Origin of the sequence: Prevotella sp. P6B4 (assembly GCF_000619985.1) — a bacterium.
In the GTDB taxonomy this organism is placed as follows: Bacteria; Bacteroidota; Bacteroidia; order Bacteroidales; family Bacteroidaceae; genus Prevotella.
In genome coordinates this window covers 44,824-63,869 of sequence record NZ_JHVE01000006.1, presented here as the reverse complement: position 1 = coordinate 63,869, position 19,046 = coordinate 44,824, and the positions used below count along the sequence as shown (strand labels likewise).

Here is a 19,046-nt window from a genome sequence, read left to right as displayed (position 1 = left end):
ACTGTTTTACAATTTGACAATTACTCAAACTCCGCGCGGAGTACATCCAGCAGTTGGTCGACGGTCTCTTCCTCCAAGTCGGCCTTTTCAATCAGCATTTCGCGTGGGGCATTCAGCACTGCCTTTGCAGTATCCAGTCCGATAGCCTTGATGGCATCGATAACCCACTGGTCAATCTCATCAGAGAACTCATCCAGATAGATATCCTCATCAGCCTCACCCTCATTAAGTACACGGAATACATCGATGGTATATTCAGTAAGCATAGATGCCAACTTGATATTCATACCGCCACGACCGATAGCCAGCGAAACCTCCTCGGGCTGCAGATAAACCTCGGCCTTGTGGTTCTCCTGATCCAGATTGATGCTTGAGATCTTGGCTGGGCTCAGCGCACGCTGGATAAACAGCTGAGTGTTGGCAGAGTAATTAATGACATCGATATTCTCATTACAGAGCTCGCGAACGATACCATGCACACGGCTACCCTTTACACCTACGCAGGCTCCTACTGGATCGATACGGTCATCGTAGCTCTCAACAGCCACCTTGGCACGGTCGCCAGGGATACGGGCTACGCGCTTGATGGTAATCAGACCGTCCTGAATCTCAGGCACCTCAGCCTCAAGCAGACGCTCCAGGAATGCTGGGCTTGTACGAGAAAGGATGATGCGGGGATTGTTGTTCTCGTTCTGTACTTCCTTCACAATGGCACGAATGGTCTCACCCTTGTGATAGTTGTCCGAAGGAATCTGCTCCTGCTTAGGCAAGTGCAGCTCGTTACCCTCATCGTCAACAATCAGCACCTCACGCTTCCAGATCTGATATACCTCACCACTCACTACCTGGTGTACCTTATCCTTATACTTCTGGTAAAGTGAATCGTGCTCGAGCTCCAGAATCTTCGAGGCCAGTGTCTGACGAAGGTTCAGGATAGCACGACGGCCGAACTTCGCAAACTCTACTTCCTCAGAAACCTCCTCACCTACCTCGTAGTCGGGTTCAATCTTCTGAGCCTCGCTCAGCTCGATTTCCTTGTTCTCATCTACCACCTCACCATCGGGTACTACCACACGGTTGCGGTGAATCTCAAAGTCGCCCTTATCGGGATTTACGATCACGTCAAAATTCTCGTCCGAACCAAAAATCTTGGCGATAACATTACGGAAGCTTTCTTCCAAAACGCTCACCAATGTGGTGCGATCGATGTTTTTGGTTTCCTTGAATTCCTGGAAGGTCTCAATCATTGAGGGGCCCTTCACTTCTTTTTTGATTGCCATTGTCTTATCTTACTATTTTTTTATTATTTTCTTCATTTAATTATTTGAATGCCAGCAGATATTTGGCATACTTCACCTCATCCATCTGGTAGGTCTTATCCACATCTACCAATACGGGGCGCTTCTTGCCCTCCTGCTTCTGCTTCTCCTGCATGGTGATGGTGAAGCTTGGCGCATCAACAGCCTTGAGTACACCCTGCACCTTCTTGCCATCGGCCTGCAACACCTCGAGGGTATCGCCGATGTGGTTAATATACTGCTGGGCTACTTTAAAAGGCTGACCAAGGCCAGCGCTACCAACTTCCAATTCATAATCTCCGAGTTCCTCACCCAGGCGCTCCTGAAGGAATCGGCTCAATGCTGCACAATCCTCGATCCACACACCGTCAGCGTGGTCGATCTCGATAACAATACGGTCATCAGCCGCAAAGTTCACGTCTACCAGGAAGTACTCGTTGCCCTGCAACCACTCTTCCGTTAATGTCTGAATAATCTCTTTATTTATCATCTAACAGTTATTAAAATGTGAAATGAGAGACTCTTTCGAGCCTCTCATTCCGCTGAACGGGTGCAAAATTACAAATAATTCTGCAATCTTCCAAATTTTTACTTACTTTTTTACGCCAAATCACTAAAAATCATTGGTTTAGACACATTTTTGGTGATACTGACGGGCGATTTTTTCTGTAATCTTATCAGGCTGGCAGTCTGCTTGGGTTTCTTCGGAGTCAGCAGTTTTTTATACTCATCCGAAGATTTCAGCAAACGGATGGCCTCCTTCACCTGCTTGTCATAGTTCAACCCAGCCTCGATGGTACCGCGCTGATAGTAGTAAGCGGCAATGATATCTGCCTCAAGTATCTGGCGCAGTACACGTTCGTGCTTATCCAGATCGGTAGACACATTATGATTCAATTTCTTCTCCAACTCATCAAAGGTCGGCTTGGCATCATCATAATACCCCTCAAACTTAGCTGTCTTGACGAGTTCTGCCAATTGCTTCTTGCTTACAGGGTCATAGGTAAAGCCACTCTTTACCACCCGGTTCTTGAACTCCTGCCAATCAGCATCGCTGATATGGAAATCGGCTGCAGGCGCTATCTGTGGATGCTTGGCTATATACTCCACCACATAGTCGAACATCACCTCGGTGCTGTCCTGGCCGCTGGCTGAGAGATAGAAGGCTATGTTGGGGATTGTGTCACCCTTCAGCTCCACGTCGGGCATGATACCGCCACCATCGCGCACCTCACGGCCCTTACGGGTATAAAACACCTTGGTCAACGAATCGGGTATATGCTCCTGATAGCCCATGCCACGCTTGTAGTTATAAGCCTGAATGCAACGTCCGCTGGGGATGTAATATTTCGAGGTAGTGACCTTCATGTTGGTATTGTAAGGCAGATCGATGGGTACCTGAACCAATCCCTTTCCATACGTACGCGTACCTAATATAATAGCGCGATCCATATCCTGGAGTGCGCCGCTGGTAATCTCGCTGGCCGATGCCGTCTCGCCATTCACCAGCACAACCATAGGCATCAATGTATCTACAGGCTCAATGCGGGTCTCATAGGTTTTATTGGCTTGACGGATTTTTCCACGGTTCTCAACCACCTTTACGCCCTTGGGCAGCCAGATGTTCAAGATATCCACAGCCTCCTGCTCCGATCCGCCGCCATTACCACGCAAATCGAATATCAGCGATGTGGCACCCTGCTTCTTCAAATCCACAAAGGCACGGCGCACCTCTTTGGCACAGCCTTCGGTAAACTGGTTCAGCACGATATAACCAACGCCATCCCTCATGCCATAGTAAGGCAACTCGGGCATTTTGATATTGCGACGCGTAATCTTGAAATTCATTAGCTTACCGGTGCTGGGGCGCATGGCCTTCAGCACGAAAGTAGTACCTGGTTCACCACGCAGATGGCTGCTCACGTAGCCTACTTCCTTGGATGTCATCATCGAGTCGTCGATGCTCAGTATGACATCACCCTTTCTCAGACCAGCCTCAGCCGCTGGCATATTCTCGTAGGGCTCATCGATCACCACGCGGTCCAGTTTCTGATGCTTGCGCACAATGGCACCAATACCAGCATACTTACCAGTCAGCATCTGGCGCAGGTTCTTGGTTTCATCCTGCGCGTAATACTCTGTATAAGGATCCAGACTACGAAGCATGGCATTAATAGCTGTACCTACCGTCTCCTTTGGATTCAGCGTATCAACATACAACAGATCTAGGTTCTTATAGACATGGTTCAGTATATCCAACTGCTTCCCCACCTCAAAATTGTGGTCGTTAGGCTTCTGGGCCATCGTGGCGGTGGCCGATAGTGCCATCGCACAGAGAGCTATCATTATCTGCTTCTTCATCATCATCAATATTTATTGTTTTTATGGGTGCAAAATTAAATGATTCTTGCCGAAAAACATACATTTTTGTAGGAAAAATGAAAAAAATTAAGGTTTATAGTCATTTTTTTCCAAAAAAGTTTGGTAGTTTCAAAAAATCCTCGTACTTTTGCACCCGCTTAACAGCAATACCTGCTTCAGTAGCTCAGTTGGTTAGAGCACCTGACTGTTAATCAGGGGGTCGTTGGTTCAAGCCCATCCTGAAGCGCCTTAGAAAGAGTCCTGTAGGTCAACGACTTACGGGATTTTTCTTTTTTATACATTTCAAAATTGTAGCCAATTTGTAGCCAATTCTGTTTTGTTGTAGCCAATTCGTGTTTCTCCTTTGCAGAATTAACAATCCAAGATCCTGCAAAGAATAATAATTGCGAACCGTTGTCAAGTTCTAACGTTGACAAGTTGAAAATCATTAGGGTATTTCAACTGTCAACAACCTTTTTTGATGATTTCTTGCAAAATAATTCTTGCTACGCAGAAAGGCTGCATAGGGCTATTGTACCTTTGCACCCGAAATCCAACGGAAGTATGGGTGAGCGGTCGATACCAGCACATTGCTAACGTGCCGAGCCGCAAGGCTCCGAAGGTTCGAATCCTTCTGCTTCCGCACAAATTGGAGGTTTGGCAGAGTTGGTCTATTGCACTAGTCTTGAAAACTAGAGGGCGGTCAAACGTCCCAAGGGTTCGAATCCCTTAGCCTCCTCTGATGGAACTTTGGCAGACTTGGTGTATGCGCAGGACTGAAAATCCTGAGAACGTGGTTCGACTCCACGAGGTTCCACAAGAATATAATGAGGTGTTCTCCAGCGGCAACGAGAGCAGACTGTAAATCTGCCGCCATTCGGCTTCGTGGGTTCGAGTCCCGCCACCTCAACGATGGGAGCATAGTTCAGTTGGTAGAATGTCGGTCTCCAAAACCGAAGGTCGGAGGTTCGAGCCCTTCTGCTTCTGCTAAATAAATGGAGTTTGTAGCTCAGTAGGTAGAGCACCAGATTGTGGCTCTGGTGGTCACAGGTTCGAAACCTGTCAAACTCCCTACAATGTGAGGATGCCCGAGTGGTTTAAGGGGGCGGTCTGCAAAACCGTCATTCATCGGTTCGAATCTGATTCCTCACTCAATATTAAAGACTCCGATTTCCCCAAACAGGAAACCGGAGTCCTTCCTTTATCCATAGTTCAGAATGGCTGTTAGCCTTTTCTTAACTCTCGCAAGTACTCTGCCCATCTGCTGAAGTTCAGGTTTCCCCTCTGTCTTTTCTAACATCTTTACTGCCTTCGTGATAAGTTTGAAATCATCAGCTGTCAGAGGCAGTTCAGTGATAGAGTAGTCAGGATCAGCGTACCTGTAGTACTTCTGATCGTAAACCTCTATGGGCGCATTGTATCCGAGTTTGTCAGAACGCATAATCTGAATATCGTTCTGAACTGTTCTAAGAGAGATCCCTTTGCGAATCCCTTCCATATCGTACAGCGCATCAGATACTTCATCAACCAGGTCCTCTATCGTCCATCTTCTGTACCTGTTGCGCAGGCTTCTGTCTATTATCTTGTAACGCAATAATGCGTTTTTGTTTACTGGCATGTTTGTATTTATAATCTAAAGAGTCCATAATCAATTTTTATCGCTATTAAATGGTTCATAATGAAAACTGTGCAGAAAACAATCTACATCTTTCTGCGTATACCAATACTTGTCGCCCTCCCTTGAAAAGCCAAGGTAGCCGTTATCTCTCAACTTCTTGAGATATTTATCCTTAACTCCCAATAATTCCATGACTTCCTTATTGTTGTATATCCTCAAAGGATTTGGAACTATCATTTCTAGAGTCTTTTTCTGTTCAGTTAGGGTCTGCAGAATTTCTTCCAAGATTTCCCTTTCGCTTTGCTTCTTGTTATTGTTCATTCTATTACAATTGTTTTGTTTGGTTCAAATCCGTTTGTCAGATGTTCATTGTAGTATATATATCCCATCTGGTTACATATTATTTTTGTATTGCCTATCATGGTGTCAATGTTGGTATGCGAGTGCCCATAAATCCAGGCATCAATGCGACTGTCGGCAATATAGTTTCCCAGTTCTGTAGCAAAGGCTCCGTTTAGAACGGAACCCATGTGCTGGGCTGCCACCACTGATAATGTCGGAAGATGATGTGTAACCACAACGATATGCTTGGCGGTACTCTCCTTTACTGCTTGTTTCAAGAAAGTCAGGCATTTCTCATGCTCCAGATTGAAATCATCAGGTGTGAAGCGTCTGCCATCATACATTATCTGGCGGAAGTCGTTCATGCCACGCTGAACATGGAACATATCCTGCTCTGGTATTCTCGACCACAGCGTAGTCAGAATGAAGTCCGTATCGTCTATGCGCACCACCTTATTATAATAATAGCCCACATTCTCACGTATCATCCATTGCCAACTGTCGCCACGTGCTGTTACGTCGCCATTGCTGTAGAACTCGTGATTACCAGGTACTAATAGCACTTGCTGGAAGTTCTTTGATGCCCAGTTCCAAAATCGCTTCTGAGGGGCAATGATGTCCCGCAGGTAGAACGTGTCACCTGCGAGCACCAGAACATCGCCCACAACTTCAAACTCATTCGCTTTTATATACCGCGAATTGTCATATAACTCCATATGGAGATCACTCATGTATTGTATTCTCATTGCTCTTAAATATACGTTGTTCATATCAAATCAGTTAATTATTCGTATGGCCTAACAGGCATAAAATACGAGTCGGATAGAATCCTCTGAGCACCATTCATCAGTCAAAAACTCATGGATGAGGGCGATGCCTGCAGCAAATTCCTTCAACCAGATGATTTCGTTCAGTTCTTCCCCCAAGTAATACTCCAGCATTTCTCCCTGGTCAATGTAGTCGTCCTCGTCTTCCTGCTGCTTCTTTTTAGTTTCAATCTTTTTCCCATTGACAGCCGCAAGAATCGTATCGAGTTTCTCTGAGATGCCATAAGAGAGTTGTTTGGAGTGCTCCGTCAGTATAGCCGACTTACATTTCTCCAACTGCTCATCCAAATATGACTGCAGTTCTGTCAAGTAGCACCACGACTTGCCCCATCGCCAGTCTCCGCCAAATACGCCGACATCCTTCTTCGAATCTATTCTTTCCTGAACCTTGTCAAACATCTCTTTCAACTCAGGGCTCAAGTCGTTTGGAAAGCCCCTGTCATTGAATGGCGCATCGTGACCAACCAACAGGTCTCGAACGCATCCTTGGCGTACAAGAGTAAACATACACCCCATCTTCACTCCGCCAATCTCTATGGGGTGATTATCGTCGGGAGAGGGGCCTTCGCCAAAATATCTCCATTCTTTATAATCGAGGGGCACAATTCCTTCAAGCAAATGCCACTGATCCTTTTTCTTGAATTCGATAAAAATACTGCTATAAGTTCCCATATTGTTTGTTTTTTGTTAATTCATTACCATTTGTTTACCTCACTTCACTACGATAGTTGTTCTGTGCATACTCCATGAAGGTGTTGCAATCGTACTGCTTAATCTTCTCTATGGCTACGTTATAGATATCCTCCAATGTCAGGAAGTGCAGATTGGCGAGAGAGCCGTCTATACCAACATCAAAGCGTAGGTCTATCGACAGTGCATTATAGTCGTCAAGTTTGCCGTGACTATGCCCATGCAGCATTATAGATCCTCGAGGTTTCTGGTTCCATGTCACCATCGGGTAGTGGCGCATCACCACGCATAGATCCTCTCTTAGGAACGGTGCCACAGAAGGCTTGAAGCGCATCTCCTTAATCTGATAGACCTCTTTGAAATAGTTCTTGTACGCTCGAATCGAACCATCGTGGTTTCCCTCAATCAGAAACTTCTGCCCAGGCAGTTTCTCCAACAGATGGCGGGCATTCTCACTCTTCAGGAATGTCAAATCACCCAGAATATATACAGTATCACGCTTGTCAACCGTGCTCTTCCAAAGGTCAAGCAACCATTCGTCGTGTGCCACGATATCCACCGTATCCGAAAACGGGCGCTTAGGTGAATGCTTCAATATGTTCGAATGGCCGAAATGCAAGTCGGCCGTAAAATAAATCTTATTCATTGTTCTATTCTTTTGAATTTTCTACCTATAAGTAGGGATAAATATGAAATGTTACATTGCAGAAGAGAATAGATCTCTCTTTATGTCTCCCCCAGCCTTTAACCGGGAGAGACGAATTACTATTCCATGATATAAGCCTGGCTCATATAGACCTGCTTCACAAGGGCAGTACAGAATTTGTTGAGTTCCTTGTTCAATAGTTTCTGCTCGCTCTTTTCAAGTGCAGTATACAAGTTGCCATGCTCCTTGAGGAAGTCTTCGAGCACATCCTTGGAGAACAACCCCATCACCTTGCCAAAGTCCTTAGGGAAATGCACCTCACCGATATGGCTCACCACGTTTGCCAGACGGTTCTCAGTGACGTAGGTTTCACCCTCGACAATCAGGGCCTTCAATTCATCACTATAAGGCACTGGCTCGACAAAGAGCTTGGTACGGCGCTTGGCGCTCTTCCGCTCTGCGAACCGTTCGTTCTTACTCTTGATAAGCACTCGAGAGCCGTTCCTTAGATACATTGGAGTGACAGGACGGATAACGATACCCTCGCAGATGTTGTCCTCGATAGCAGGAAGTTCAAGCCACTCGGCAATCTTGCTTTGGAAAGCGTTAGGCTGCTTCAGGCACTCGGCCAAAGTCCCTCTGAAGAGAGTCTTGGCATAAAAGAAACCACAGGTCTCAAAGATCTCGTTAACCTCATCAACAGGGAGGAACCTTCCACCCTCCTCAGTGAAGAGGTAGATGTCGAAGCCATAAAACTCATGGTCAGGAGTATAACAGACACCTCTTTGGATGAGGCCGACTTTCTGTCTTGCTTTGACCCCATCATGAGGATACAGACCACCGAACATCTCACCAAACACAGAGATATGAGTCACCTCGGGATACTTTGCCTTGATGCCACCGAATAGCTTCAGCACTCTGTCCCTGTATCTTTCGAGCAACTCAGGGTAGTCATAGAACTGCTCGCCCTCCTCCAGCACCGACGTACGCTTGGCAAACCTTAAGGTCTCACCATCGCAAAGGAAGCTGGTGTTGGCACCATGCACCTTCTCCTGCACCACATATTCCAAATCCTGTGGCATCTCTGCCACTACGTGCTCCATGAACTCACGGCTAAAGGAGTTTTCGATAGAGCTGTACTTCTTGAATTCTAACATTGTTCTTTTCTTTTTGTGCGCATCGCTGCGCGGTTAATACTGTTGTTGTTTAGGTTGTGCCCACTAGCTAAGGAGTGGAGAAGTACGGATAATGGACACACAGATAACGAAAAACCGTTGGAAAGTTTGGTAAGCTCTTTCCAACGGTCTCGTTATCTCTTATACTCTGAAGTTCGGCTGCATCTATGCCGTCCGGTCAGATTCTCTATTTGATGATGTTCGTTGGAAAGTGTTCGTGTACCAGTCACGTGCTGCAATACTCATCGAGTCGTTCGTATGAACATAGCAGAAGCCTCCAAAGCTCTCTTTGCCCTGAAGTGGTAACAGTGTTGATATGTTCATTCTTTGTTGCAGCATTGCTCTTTGTTTACATAAATTTGAAAAACGGCGGCAAAATTATACATATTTTCACAAACCGCCAAACTTTTTCGTATCTTTTTTGCATTTTCAGTCAATTTCACCCAAGAAAGAATTGGCTATTTTGCTGAATTTTTGTATTTTTGCACCCGAAAGCATCAAGAGCAGTCATCTTCGGATGGACTCGCCAACCGAGCAAAACGTAGCCACGGTGGTCAGTACGATGCGGAAGCAATAGTATTCACTTCAAAACAAAACGTTATGCAACAGCACATTTATTACACGAAGTATGCACTGCAATTCGCAGACATGCAGATTCCCGAGTTAGTCACAGTTTTCAACGCCCAGGTTGGTAATCATGGATGGTCCAGTATGCGAGCCTATCACGACCAAGCGCTCCTTGACGAGTTCAAGCGGCGCGGCATCGACACCGCAGCCGTAGCAGGCAGAAAGACCATATCGTTTGCCCATCCTGTCAGGTATGATCTACCCAACAACAAATTGGTAGTCATCAACTGACCCTATACAAACGTCGCCTTTGCAGTCTGCTCTTGCAAGGGCGGCGATTGTACATAAAATACTCATCCTATCACGCCGACTTAATCATCTCCATCATATCGTCCACATAACCATCGTTTAGTTGAAATAACACATGGTTCTCATGGAACTTCTCTAATTGACCTTTACCCCAGAAGTCCACCTGGCGATAGTCCGTGTTGCTGATGATAAAGCTGTTCAGGGCAATGCTGTCATCACCCAACGTCGGCTCGATAACATCCTTCAGATACTTGTACAGTTGTATCTTCTCGTCTTCCATTCCATGCAGATGACTGATGCCTTTGGGGTCAATGAAGTTCACATACTGTTTCCTGTCTTCACGAATCCAAAGGATGAAGTCTGGATAGAAACCAGCATTCTCGAAGAAGCCGATACCTTTGCGGCTGACGTTTCGCAGCAGATATATTTCTCGTCCTTCGCCATGCTGCTGATAATAACGCTGAAGGTCATTGATAAACTTTCGTTCGCCCTTATTCACAGCCACAGGATAGATTTCCACCACCTCATTTTCACCTGGCTTGTAATGCTCGTTCAGGTACATCATTGGGTTAAACAGATGCTGGGCGAAGTACAGAGCCTCGAAGTTCTCGTTCTCAATACGACGCAAGCCATTCAGCGTACCCTCGCGCACTTCCTTCTCAATACCCTGTAAAGCCTTTATCCAATTGTCCTGCGTCTTGCTGACAGCAATCTCATATTCCCTGATGAAGTTGGGATCTTCCTTCGTCAACACCTCGATATGCTGATGCTTCGATTCCTCCTTGCCTCGCTTCATCTTATAGGATTTGTCGATGAAGGCTTTCAGCAAACTTACGGCAATCTCTTGCCATTCAGCCACGTCGCGTCCATAATCGCTACTGAACTGCATCGAGCGTTCTGGCACCCATAACTTGTACCATTGACGGTCAGACAAGATCTCGCGCATCTCCTCCTGATGAATCTCCATATTATACCACGAACGTTCGTTCTTGAAGTCCACCATCTCGAAGAATACCTCTGTCCAATTCAGCAAGTCCAACTGCCAGTCTCTCAACCAATCTTCATGTTTCTCGGCTGTGCCGCTATCTTTTTCTCCACTTATTCTCTTTTTAACTTGAATCTTTGGATACCAGTCAAGCGTGACACGGACAGTCTTGCGATAATCCAGCAGACTCCTGATAGGCACTTCTTTCTTGAAGTTATAGTCCTTGTCTACTCTCAGTATCTTCAAGCCCTCTGGTAGCGTCTGTATCGTAGGAATCGTCAGTTCTACGATCTCGCTGTCGTTCTGTGGCAGACCTTCATCCTCCAAATAGGCCTTGAACTGGTCCATATAGTTGGAGCGCACACCAAAGATGTTCAGCGTTTCCATCACCTTTAAGTCTTTAGGTATCATGCTATCGTGAGGTTTAATGCTGCTATCAAGGGCCGTGCTTCGTTTCAACGACATCTTATAGCCTTTCAGACGCACACCACGTCCAAACATCTGGATAATCTGCGAGCCCTCGCTTTTACCAAAGTTCATCAGGCCCATCAGCGACACACGCCAACAACTCCAACCCTCAGTAAACTTCTTCGAACCAATAAGCATGTTAACAGTTGAGGTTTTCTCTGTTATTTCAGCAAACAGCGACCTATTGGTAAAGGGCTTCTCAAAAACATCAAACGCTTCAGTAGCTCTACACATATCAGACACCTTTTTCGTATCGCCCACAAAGATGAGTCCAAAATAGTCTGCCGTACCTACGCGCAATCCTATCTCTCCATCCAGCCCTTTCAAAACATCCACATGAAGCGTTGCCTCGATGCTGGCATTGAACACCTCCTTCAGAATACCCTGATAGATTTTTTCTGCCTTAGCTGCATCAATATTGTATTCGTAGTCTTTCTTCAGTCGTTTAAATGCCTTACTGAAGATGGCATTGCCGTTCTTATCCGTCAGCGAGGTGGTTCCATTTAGGATATTGATGATATGCTGCTTATAGTCGTTCTTCTGCTTCAAGAAATCATTCAAGAACAGCAGAATCATCACCACGTCTGATACTTGATGACCATTCCACACATTACCTGCACTTGATGCGCTGACGCTACCACCAACAAACACACCAAGCGGATTGTCTATCAGAAAGTCACGTTCTATGCGATGGTCACTCTTAAATACGATTTTCTGTTCATACAAGCAGAGCAGATAGGCCGTCAGATACTCTGCTAACATGTGTTGCTCCTGCCATTCTCGCATATTCATGATGCGATAATCCTTACCATAGCCATCGTTATAGAAGTAGCGATAGCTATAGTCGAAGAGCGTTGCCTTGCCGTATATCTGCAAGAACTCCTTCTTGTCCTTGTTACCCAATGCACCTATGGCCTGTCCAAAGGTGGCTGAGTATTCAAATGAGAAACCATTCTCAGTCAGTTTATTACGATATCTCATCCAGTCATCACCGCTTGAACCTTTATGCGCTTCATCAACAAGAACTAAATTGTTCCCCTCAAAGCAATCAACTGCCACTTTTTTGTCGCCATTAACATCTCCTAATTTGAAGATATCAATCACCTGAACAGTTTGCTTTTTGAACATACCACCCATACCTTCTTTCGAGAAGTATTCAGCTGACATGTTCGACTTCTGCAACTGCTCCAAGTGTTGTCGGCTCAGTTCTTCATTGGGCGTCAGCAGGATAATGTTGTTGATATCGTTCAACTTACCTGCCTTTTGTGCGTAGTAGAGATACTGCTTGATGTGAACTTGCATCATCAGCGTCTTACCTGCACCAGTAGCACACCAGAAGGCCAGTTTGTTTAGGTCATCTTCTGTAAAGTCAGGCACGCCTTCCCATACACCTTCCCTTTGCAGGAAGTTCGTCATCAGGAATGTGTTTAGGTCAGCAACCAATGCTTGTTTATTGCGAAAATACCTATCCAAATAGATCTCTGTAAACAGCAGACTCAGATACTGGAAATACTTCCATACAATCTTGTCACGACGTTTCTCATTAATCTCGTTGGTCAGCTTCACAATATGGTGGTCATACTCCAGCAAGTCATCTGTTGTCACCTCGCCATTATGCATATGGTCGCGCATGGCATAATAGATACGTGAAATACCATTTTCATCCACACCTTCGTAGATGGGGTCTTTCATGTCCTCTGATAGTGCTGTCAGACTTTTAGCACCCAATAGGTGCAGCACATAGTTGAACGTCACCAGCGCATATTGTAGCTTGCCGTTGTCTGTTCGTTGTCTTCCTCTTGGCATAGTCTTACTCCTCTTCAAACATACGTTTCATCAGTTCCTGCTCTATCAGTCGAACCTTCCAATGCTCCTCGTCGCTCTTAAGGTTTGGCAGGGTGTTGTCGCCATTCACGTAAATCACGTCAAACTCACGGTCGAGTGTCGAGTAATCCTGCTTGCGGAAGAAATCGTTCAGGTCATCGTTCTTTATCACATCCTGATTGCGCCAGATGACCAGAGCATGTTCCTTCTCAATATGCGTCGTTCCTTCCACCACACAGATGTTATCATCCTTATGCCAATGGATGCTGTCAACGTGCAGACCTATCAAGTAGTTGAAGGTATCCACCAAATCCACAGGTGTATCTACCAACTCATTGTCGCGAGTAGTCTTGATGGTATAATCGAAGGGACGTACAAAATCCTTGGTGTTGATAAGGCTATCACGCGTCTCTGTGTCGAGCATATAGCGCAGCACATAGCTCTCATTATCTGGCTTTCCAAATCCATCGTTCACCTCTAAGTTGTTTAGCGTATCTTCATACTGCTCTAGACGGATGTATTTGAAGCATCCTCCCCCACGATATGTACACGAATTTGATATACCAGATTTTTCTCCATTAAGAACATATTTCAACCTAGGATATGCAATCTTTGAGATATGATCTCCCATATCTATTCCAATAAACTTTCTCTGTAATTTGAGAGCTACTGCAGCAGTCGTTCCAGAACCAAGAAAACAATCAATAATATAATCGTCTTTTTCACTTAAACTGTCGATTACTCTTTTTAATACGCCTTCTGAGTTTTCTGTTTTGAACCCCCATTTATTAGCATAACCTTTTATGTCAAGCCAGTTAGTATCGGCCATTGTTTCAGTTCTTGGAGGTATCCAATATTTTATACTTCCAATTTTATCACCATCCCTTTTTACAAATTCCAAAGACTTTCCTGTCTGAACCCAATAATCTTCTAATGATATTCCTTTGGGCTCGAATTGTTCTTGGTATATTTCGTAGTTTTTTACAGCAGCAAAAGCTCTGTTCTTTTCCCACATCCATTGTCCATAATGATTCGACAAATCAATACCAAGTATTTCATAACGCATAGTTGGTCGATCTAATGCTTTCCAAAAAGAATGCCAATGAGCATCTGATTTTTCTGCACTTATAGGCTTTATTATTTTACTGAATCTAGAATTTGGATATTTCGAGTACCAATATAAATTGTCATAATTTACTGTAATTGATTTAATAGTCCCAAATTGTTTGTTCAAATCACCTTTTGTTTCCTCAGCTCTTCTTAAAACAATTTCGTTTCTATAATTATCTTGCCCGTAGGTCTGATTTAATAATTGGCGAAGAATCATGTTCCCATCATGGCTACATCTTACAAAAATAGAGCCATCATCCATTAATAGCTTTTTAATTCCTAAAACTCTGTCATATAATAGGGTTAACCATGTTGAGTCTTTATAATCAACTCGATAGAGATAGTCCGCATTTTCACCAAGATTAAAAGGAGGATCAATATAACATCCCCTAACATTTGATGAAAATGTTCGAGTTAATAGATTGATAGCTTGCAAATTTTCACTTTTTATCAATAATCCATTCGTTTGTTCATCAAGTCCTTCTATATCTGCCAACAATTTGTGTTTGAACTGTAATGAAAAGAATTTGGTGTCAAGTACCAATAGTGGATTTTGCTTCAGAAACTCAATAGTTAACGGTTCGCAATACGCTTCTGTCATCATGTCGCCTTTTATCTCATCAATGGCAAACAGGCGTACCCATTCTTTACGCTGTTCATCGTTAGCACAAATCTCAGGATAGTATTTCTCTGGCACACGGTCAAGCGTAATACAATAGTCACTCTGCACCACAAATTTCTTTTTCAGCCAAAGACGCTTTTGGAAGTTCTCTAACTGCGCTAAGAAGTCGATGATTTTCTGACCAACCCTTTCTATCGCTTTTACCACAGCCAACTGACTCTGCAATTTTGCTGCATCGAGGTCAGCTATGACAAACACTTCATTTTTGATGTAAAAGTCTAACTCACGGCTAAGAAAACCGCCCAAGTCTTTATGAATAAAGTAATCAAAAGAATTTTTGTCCGTATATGCTTTTATATGTTTCTCTAACAACACTACTTTGTCAGTAACATTCTCTTTAACAAGAAGATCCTGCCATGATTTGGGTATCATCACAGATAAAGCCTCAAATGCATTCTTGTTAAAAATTTCCTGCTTTGGAGGTTTCATCATAAGTTCATAAGTGAAACTGATATGGAATTCGTCATCCATTTCTTCAAAAACGGGTAGACCTTCCTCATTACGAAGCACATCAAAACGACGTTCCATACCTTCTGTACTCTTGTTATTGTTTTGCTCTGTAGAAGCATCCACCAGCACGAAAAATATCCTGCGACCATCACGAAGTTTGAAGGTGTAGTTCTTGAAATACTCTGAGGTCTTAATGTAGTACTGGTCGTAGTTGGCCCAATAGAGTTTTACTTCTTCACCATTATAGGGAATGGCATAAGCAGAATTGCCGCCAGTCTTATAGCGACGCTGTGACACAAAATCGCCACCCTCGTAATAACGACTGAAGAACTGCGTGAGGCGAGAGAATACGGTGTTCTGCAAATCATCAATACCTGTACTGCTTTGAGCTATCTGCTGGCGCAGTTGCTGTACCTTGGGGTTCGTATCAGGGTCGATGCCCAGATTCTTACAACCTTCAATGGCTTTGGTCAACTCTTGCTGCAAAGAGTCATCTGTCTTGACATACTCCTTAAGAGTCTGCTCCACCTGTGGCAACAATTGGTTGTCAAGGAAGTCATTGATTTGATTACGCTTGTGGTTCATAATGCGATAGATGCCAAAGTCCAGTTCAGCATGATCCATCATGAATATCTCCTGTAGTTTCTTGCGAAATGCTTCGTAATGTTGATTCATATCTTATGTTGTTTATTTGCTAAGTGTAAAGTGAATAAAGAACAGTTCCTTGTCGCTTATCTGCTGATTCAGATACTGGCGCAGACGGGCTATCATCTCATCGCGCTGCTGCTCGATTTCTTCGTCCAGGTCATCCTGCTCAGCACGTTTTCTCTTCAGTTCGTTTGTAACCTGTTTCAGTTCCTTTTCAAGGGCCAATTTCTCGTTCAGCGAATCTGCCTTAGTGAGTAGTCGCTGTTTCTCTTTCTTCCTGGCTTTTAGCTGTTTGATTTCTCGCTCAATGGTCAGCTCCTTATCGTCAGCCCAAGCCTCTACATGGGCTATCTCGTCCTTCAGCATCTTGTCGTTGCGCTCGCTGATTTGGGTGGTTAGCGCATCCTTACGGACATCATAGAAGCGCGACATCTCTGTTTGTGGCACGTCATGGATGGTGTTTCCTGCTGTTGCCACAATGCCTAATATGCGCTGTGCCAATTCTGATGACAGTTCCTCGCCATGAGCACCTATAGCGGTCAGCACAATATGGTCTTCATCCTGCCCGTCGCTGTGATAGCTGACAAGATGGGCTGCCAAGTAACCTTCTTGACAGTCTGTCTGTTCAATAATTGAGTTCTTATAGGGATGCAGTTTATAATCAAAGTGCAGTTCACGATGAAGCAGTTCCTTGTTCTTTGCTGCTTCGATAATAGCCTTTGCCAATGGATGTGACAGACGATAGTTTTCATAGCGTCCGTCTGTATTGCTTATCTGATAAGTGCCTGTGGCTATATGCTGCTGAGGGAAGGGATTTTTCTTCAGCGTAAAAATGAGGTTATCGGCATCTGTTGCCTCAATGCATTCAGGGGCATACGATACTGTCAAGGCATAGAGCCAACGATGGATGCGGCTGATGTTCTTGTCGTCGTTCTCCCTTCGAATACGCAGCAGATTAACCACATCTTCATCCAGATTCTCTAACAAAGCCTGACGTGTCTCGTTCATCGTCTGCTGTATCTGTGCATCCATTTCGTTCTGCACCAGGTCGAAAGCAGCATTGATTTCCTCTGGTGTGCGACAGGTTTGGTATATCTCCAACAGGCGTTTCTCGAAGTCCACACCAGACTCTATGCTACCCAACACATCGTCGCTGGCCCCAAAAATGCCATCGAACAGATGGAACTTTTCATAGAGTAACTGATATACACGGATGTCGGCAGCATTCTTCACATTGATGAAGTTGCATACCACCACGTCGTTGCGCTGGCCATAACGATGACATCTACCAATGCGCTGCTCTACACGTTGGGGGTTCCATGGTAGGTCGAAGTTTGCGATAAAAGAACAGAACTGGAGGTTGATACCTTCAGAGGCAGCCTCTGTGGCAATCATAATGGATGCCTTATTGCGGAAGTAGTCAACAATGGCCTGACGACGATTGGCTGACTTGGATTCAGATATACGACCAGTCCGTTCATTGACAGCAAGCCAGTTCTTGTAGATATGTTTACTGCGTTCATCGTTGTTGCTGCCATTGAAAAGCACAATCTGACCTTTGTAGCCGTTGGTCTCCAATAGTTCAAAGAGGTATTCCTGAGTGCGACGGCTCTCTGTGAAAATCAGGGCTTTGCGATTGGCACCAAGTTCTTCCATCTTCTTGAAGCCAACTTCCAAAGCTTTCAACAAGCATTCTCCTTTATTGTTGTCTTTGATGCTGTTGGCAAGGTCGAAGATTTCCTGCAGGTCGGCTATTTCATGATAGACGGCTGTCTGTTGTTCTGGTGTCAGACGTATCTTTTCTATATCCTTGAGTTTTTCTTCGTCATCTGCATCATCCTCCCATTCCTCCGTTTCTTCACCAAAACTATCATCAAACAGGTCTTGCAGACTTTCATCCACTTCTGCTTCTTCCGTTTCCTCTTCTCCAACCAGTCGCTTCAAGCGATTGATAATGGCTTGAACGGTATCGCAGACGGCAAAAGATGATGAAGCCATGAGTTTACGGATAAGCAACAGAAGCAGGGTTCGCTGACCAGATGGCAAGCCATAGGCATCATCGCGAAGCAGGTAGGCGCTCATCTTGTCGTAGAGTTCCTGCTCCTTCTCGCTTGGCATATACTCCTGAGCCATTGGGATGCGCGAGGTGTACTTCACATACTCTGTCACCTGTTTGCGCAGGTTGCGATGAATCAGGGTGCTCAAACGGAACTTCAAGTCATGGAAGCTGTGGTTGTCCTCTAACGAATGATAGCCATATTGCGTATTGAAACTCTTCAGGTCGCCAAAATACTTATCGTCGATGACGGACACCAAGCCGTAGAGTTCTTGAATATTATTCTGTAAGGGTGTAGCTGTCAGCAGCAGTTTTTTGTTGTGACGGAAAGCATCGCTGATGCGTCGCGCTGCAGCAGAAGAGTTCTTATAGACATTACGCAACTTGTGAGCTTCGTCAATAACCACCAAGTCCCAGTTGGTCTGCGACAGCTGGTCAGCATACTTGGCTGCGTACTGATAGGAACAGATGAAGAGGTGATGCTTACGTAAAATGATGTCTGGCGAAATCAGGGAATAGCGTTCCAAGATTTCAGACTTGAGGAAAAACTTTTCTTCCATCTCCGTGCTCCACTGACGTCGCAGGGTGGCTGGTACAATGATGAGAATACGGCGTTTTTGCTCTGCCCAGTACTGACTGATAACGATGCCGGCCTCGATGGTCTTACCCAAACCTACCTCGTCGGCCAATACCACACCTTTCGAGAAAGGCGATTTCAAGGCAAACAGGGCAGCCTCCACCTGATGGGGATTCAAATCAACACGAGCCTCTGACAGAACACCAGCTACACGCATATCATCATCACCCGACCGCCTCGATGTGAGCAGCCAGGCGATGTACTTCTGCTGTTCCTCTGTTAGTAGCGGCAAGCGCTGGTTCTGTACATCGTTCATAACTATTTCAAGTCAGTAACGTCTGTCTATGCTTCTATCTTGGGGGTTCCCAATAGGACACAAAAAACGTGGGCATCATCTTGCTCACGTTGTGGTC

14 protein-coding genes, 8 tRNA genes and 1 riboswitch are annotated in these 19,046 nt (G+C 44.9%); of the genes, 9 read left to right on the top strand and 13 right to left on the bottom strand.

Going from position 1 to position 19,046, the window contains the following annotated elements; translation table 11 throughout:
* Window positions 1-20: 20 nt before the first annotated feature.
* The 3 genes from nusA to T491_RS0105490 all read right to left on the bottom strand — a co-directional run bounded on the left by nusA (window position 21) and on the right by T491_RS0105490 (window position 3,659).
* A complete protein-coding gene (gene nusA, locus T491_RS0105500) occupies window positions 21-1,280 on the bottom strand; it encodes a transcription termination factor NusA (RefSeq protein WP_028902994.1) in 1,260 nt (419 codons plus the stop codon).
* Window positions 1,281-1,320: 40 nt separating this feature from the next.
* The gene (rimP, locus tag T491_RS0105495) at window positions 1,321-1,788 is read right to left on the bottom strand and encodes a ribosome assembly cofactor RimP (protein ID WP_028902993.1); all 468 of its coding nucleotides are present in this window, start codon (window positions 1,786-1,788) and stop codon (window positions 1,321-1,323) included.
* Window positions 1,789-1,898: 110 nt separating this feature from the next.
* The gene (locus T491_RS0105490) at window positions 1,899-3,659 is read right to left on the bottom strand and encodes a S41 family peptidase (protein WP_081773259.1); all 1,761 of its coding nucleotides are present in this window, start codon (window positions 3,657-3,659) and stop codon (window positions 1,899-1,901) included.
* 173 nt (window positions 3,660-3,832) lie between these two features.
* On the opposite strand from T491_RS0105490, the gene T491_RS0105485 reads away from it, so the two are divergent.
* From T491_RS0105485 to T491_RS0105450, 8 genes are all read left to right on the top strand, one after another.
* A tRNA-Asn gene (locus tag T491_RS0105485) sits at window positions 3,833-3,906 on the top strand.
* A 311-nt stretch (window positions 3,907-4,217) separates the two neighbouring features.
* A tRNA-Ser gene (locus tag T491_RS0105480) sits at window positions 4,218-4,302 on the top strand.
* A gap of 8 nt (window positions 4,303-4,310) precedes the next feature.
* Window positions 4,311-4,398, top strand: a tRNA-Ser gene (locus tag T491_RS0105475).
* Between the two features lie 5 nt (window positions 4,399-4,403).
* A tRNA-Phe gene (locus T491_RS0105470) sits at window positions 4,404-4,476 on the top strand.
* A gap of 11 nt (window positions 4,477-4,487) precedes the next feature.
* A tRNA-Tyr gene (locus tag T491_RS0105465) sits at window positions 4,488-4,569 on the top strand.
* A gap of 4 nt (window positions 4,570-4,573) precedes the next feature.
* A tRNA-Trp gene (locus tag T491_RS0105460) sits at window positions 4,574-4,646 on the top strand.
* Between the two features lie 11 nt (window positions 4,647-4,657).
* Window positions 4,658-4,730, top strand: a tRNA-His gene (locus tag T491_RS0105455).
* A 7-nt stretch (window positions 4,731-4,737) separates the two neighbouring features.
* Window positions 4,738-4,811: transfer RNA gene (locus T491_RS0105450), tRNA-Cys, on the top strand.
* Between the two features lie 49 nt (window positions 4,812-4,860).
* Here T491_RS0105450 and T491_RS0105445 read toward each other — a convergent pair.
* From T491_RS0105445 to T491_RS17630, 7 genes are all read right to left on the bottom strand, one after another.
* Window positions 4,861-5,277, bottom strand: coding sequence for a hypothetical protein (locus T491_RS0105445; protein WP_028902991.1), 417 nt, complete (start codon window positions 5,275-5,277; stop codon window positions 4,861-4,863).
* A 30-nt stretch (window positions 5,278-5,307) separates the two neighbouring features.
* The gene (locus T491_RS0105440; protein ID WP_028902990.1) at window positions 5,308-5,598 is read right to left on the bottom strand and encodes a helix-turn-helix domain-containing protein; all 291 of its coding nucleotides are present in this window, start codon (window positions 5,596-5,598) and stop codon (window positions 5,308-5,310) included.
* Entirely contained in the window at window positions 5,595-6,365 is a 771-nt protein-coding gene (locus tag T491_RS0105435; RefSeq protein WP_028902989.1) for a metallophosphoesterase, read from the bottom strand. Before T491_RS0105435 ends, T491_RS0105440 begins: the two co-directional genes overlap by 4 nt.
* Before the next feature lie 51 nt (window positions 6,366-6,416).
* A complete protein-coding gene (locus T491_RS0105430; protein ID WP_028902988.1) occupies window positions 6,417-7,118 on the bottom strand; it encodes a hypothetical protein in 702 nt (233 codons plus the stop codon).
* 34 nt (window positions 7,119-7,152) lie between these two features.
* Window positions 7,153-7,782, bottom strand: a complete 630-nt coding sequence (locus T491_RS16960; protein WP_051522990.1) for a metallophosphoesterase — start codon at window positions 7,780-7,782, stop codon at window positions 7,153-7,155.
* A gap of 119 nt (window positions 7,783-7,901) precedes the next feature.
* Window positions 7,902-8,939 (bottom strand): RNA ligase, Rnl2 family, encoded by a 1,038-nt coding sequence (locus T491_RS15770; protein WP_036915392.1) that lies wholly within the window; start codon window positions 8,937-8,939, stop codon window positions 7,902-7,904.
* 183 nt (window positions 8,940-9,122) lie between these two features.
* Window positions 9,123-9,281 (bottom strand): hypothetical protein, encoded by a 159-nt coding sequence (locus T491_RS17630; RefSeq protein WP_155950047.1) that lies wholly within the window; start codon window positions 9,279-9,281, stop codon window positions 9,123-9,125.
* Between the two features lie 165 nt (window positions 9,282-9,446).
* Window positions 9,447-9,560: riboswitch (SAM-I-IV-variant riboswitch) on the top strand.
* Here T491_RS17630 and T491_RS0105415 point away from each other — a divergent pair.
* Complete coding sequence (locus T491_RS0105415; RefSeq protein ID WP_155950046.1) at window positions 9,558-9,815, top strand: hypothetical protein; 258 nt, start codon at window positions 9,558-9,560, stop codon at window positions 9,813-9,815. (Overlaps the previous riboswitch by 3 nt.)
* A 70-nt stretch (window positions 9,816-9,885) precedes the next feature.
* On the opposite strand, the gene T491_RS0105410 is transcribed toward T491_RS0105415, so the two are convergent.
* From T491_RS0105410 to T491_RS0105400, 3 genes are read right to left on the bottom strand one after another with little or no spacing between them, the layout of a single operon-like run.
* Window positions 9,886-13,092: a DEAD/DEAH box helicase family protein gene (locus T491_RS0105410; RefSeq protein ID WP_028902986.1), complete on the bottom strand. Its 3,207-nt coding sequence runs from the start codon at window positions 13,090-13,092 to the stop codon at window positions 9,886-9,888.
* A gap of 4 nt (window positions 13,093-13,096) precedes the next feature.
* On the bottom strand, window positions 13,097-16,027 hold the full coding sequence (locus T491_RS0105405) for a DNA methyltransferase (RefSeq protein ID WP_028902985.1): 2,931 nt from the start codon (window positions 16,025-16,027) through the stop codon (window positions 13,097-13,099).
* Between the two features lie 12 nt (window positions 16,028-16,039).
* Window positions 16,040-18,949 (bottom strand): SNF2-related protein, encoded by a 2,910-nt coding sequence (locus tag T491_RS0105400; RefSeq protein ID WP_036915389.1) that lies wholly within the window; start codon window positions 18,947-18,949, stop codon window positions 16,040-16,042.
* Window positions 18,950-19,046: the final 97 nt, after the last annotated feature.